At 73.1% G+C, this 1,918-nt stretch carries 2 protein-coding genes and 2 pseudogenes; 2 read left to right on the top strand and 2 right to left on the bottom strand.

Features of this window, described 5'->3' with window-relative positions; genetic code table 11:
* Nucleotides 1–152: pseudogene (locus tag D7X55_RS39020) on the bottom strand (molybdenum cofactor carrier protein); the annotation flags it as partial.
* A gap of 247 nt (nt 153–399) precedes the next feature.
* On the opposite strand from D7X55_RS39020, the gene D7X55_RS39015 reads away from it, so the two are divergent.
* Complete coding sequence (locus D7X55_RS39015; protein WP_120553207.1) at nt 400–705, top strand: hypothetical protein; 306 nt, start codon at nt 400–402, stop codon at nt 703–705.
* Between the two features lie 111 nt (nt 706–816).
* Nucleotides 817–1,224, top strand: a complete 408-nt coding sequence (locus D7X55_RS39010; RefSeq protein WP_121725676.1) for a hypothetical protein — start codon at nt 817–819, stop codon at nt 1,222–1,224.
* A gap of 42 nt (nt 1,225–1,266) precedes the next feature.
* On the opposite strand, the pseudogene D7X55_RS39005 reads toward D7X55_RS39010, so the two are convergent.
* Nucleotides 1,267–1,918: pseudogene (locus tag D7X55_RS39005) on the bottom strand (serine/threonine protein kinase); the annotation flags it as partial.

Raw genomic sequence — 1,918 nt, 5'->3', positions numbered from 1 at the left:
GCCCCCGCCGCCACGCTCATGACGCCGCCGCCCGCACCGGTGAGCAGGTCGAACCCGGCCTCGGCAATCCACCGCGCCAGGGGCACCACCCACTCTTCGTGGGAGTGCCTCCCGGAGCCGAACACTCCGATGATTCGGCGGTGTCTGCGCATGACTGCGTCCTCCCCGAATACCAGGAACTACGTGAGCCCCTGTTCCATGCGAATCCCCGGCCAACGCGGCAAGGGATCATGGACCGGCGTGCGGCGTGGCTCCCGTCCACCCGTGGAAGGTGCGCACGGCGAGCGTCCGGCAGCCGTCGCTTCCCTCCGCCCGGAGCGCCAGACGCCAGGGGCCGCACGACCCGTGATGTCGGACCCCTCCTCTACCTTGCTCGTCATGTGAGCGAGGAGGCCGTCCATGTTCGACGCCTGTGGAGGTTGTGAGCGCCGTGGCACCGCCGGAGAGGTGTTCGACTGGTGCGCGCACTGCGAATTGTCCCTGTGTCCCGGCTGCCTCATGCGCGGCTGCTGCGGCAGCGCGCCCGCGGACTCCGGGCGAGGCGCCCCCCGGGAGCTGCCGGAGCCGCCGGCCTCCGGGCGCGAGCTGCTGCCGGAGGACTTCGGGGGCCGCTGCTGCACGCACGCCCGCGCGGTGGCGTGTTCGTGCGCCTTCCACTGGGTCTGCGTGCGTCACGGCGACCTGCACGTGGGGACGCACGACTGACGCACCGTGGACTTCGCCCGGGCCTGGGGCCACCCCGAGGGGCGGGGTTGACAGCCAGCGGGGCAGTCCACGACGGTTCGAGGGGGGTGGGCATTGCTGCCCGGAAAGACGATGGATCACGACACCATGGGGCTCGCCGAACGCCAGGAGCTGGCCGCGTTCAAGCAGGACACCTTCCCGCCGAAGCTGGCGGAGCTGCGGGAGGCCGCGAGCGGCGCCGAGTTCCAGGTGACGCTCGACGAGGAGAGCTTCACCTCGGCGGCCGCCGTCCAGATGCTCTCCAACGGCGTCTTCGACCGGCTCATCGACGACCTGAAGCACGTCTGCCGCGACGCCATCGGGAAGCAGGCGGTGCGCGAGGGCCTGCGGACGGTGCACGTCGTCCACAAGGACGCGCCGGGCTACACGCTGGGGCTGAAGGACGGCACGCTCACCCTCCACGCGAAGCTGGACGGCTCCATCGGGGACGACCTGCCCGGCTACGGCGCCTACAAGGACTTCCTGTTCAAGAAGCTGTAGGCCGCGCTGGCGCGGCCTACAGCCCCTGTCATTCCGTCCGGCTCAGGGCACGTCCAGCGCGACGCCCTGTCCCGGCACGGCCATCACCCAGCGGACCAGGTCGGGCTTGCCGCCGCAGGTGACGCGCACCTCGAACTCGCGCCCCGCGGGCATCTGGCTGGTCAGCGGCGTCTGGCCGTCGAGCACCCGCGAGCCCAGCGCCACGCGGCAGCCCTGGGCGCCGGTGACGTTGAGCGTTCCCCGGGCATCCGCCTGGGGCGCGGCGTCCGCGAGCGTGCGCAGGTCGATGTGCTCCGACTTCGGCACCTTGCCGAAGCGGTGCAGCTTGCCGTCCACGGCCGTGGAGACGAGCCACCCGGTGGCGTCCTCCGGCAGGCCCTGGCCAGGCTCCAGCAGGACGCCGGACACGTAGACGCGCTCGCCCTCCTGGGCGTTGCGCACCTCCACGCCGCCCTTGGGCAGCAGGAACACCAGCGCGAGCCCCGCCAGCACCAGGGCCACGCCTCCGAAGATGAGCCCCTTGCGCTGGCCGGGCGACATGCCCTTCCCCGTCGCTTCCGGGGGCGCAGAGGCCGCGGGTGCCACGGCGTGGACGGGGGCCGGGGGCGCCGCCACGGGAGCCGCCGGCGGCCGCGCGGTCGTCGCCACGGGGTGCGGCGCGGGGGGAGGAGGAGGCGGCGGCGCGGCCACGGGG

The sequence above is a fragment of the Corallococcus sp. AB049A genome (genome assembly GCF_003668885.1).
GTDB lineage: Bacteria > Myxococcota > Myxococcia > Myxococcales > Myxococcaceae > Corallococcus > Corallococcus interemptor.
The sequence above is the reverse complement of the archived record's forward strand: the minus strand, read 5'-3'. Positions and strand labels throughout refer to the sequence as shown.

Excerpts from the sequence above, each read along its gene's own strand:
- D7X55_RS39015 (WP_120553207.1), top strand. The coding sequence starts at position 400 with ATGTTCGACGCCTGTGGAGGTTGTGAGCGCCGTGGCACCGCCGGAGAG.
- D7X55_RS39010 (WP_121725676.1), top strand. The coding sequence starts at position 817 with ATGGATCACGACACCATGGGGCTCGCCGAACGCCAGGAGCTGGCCGCG.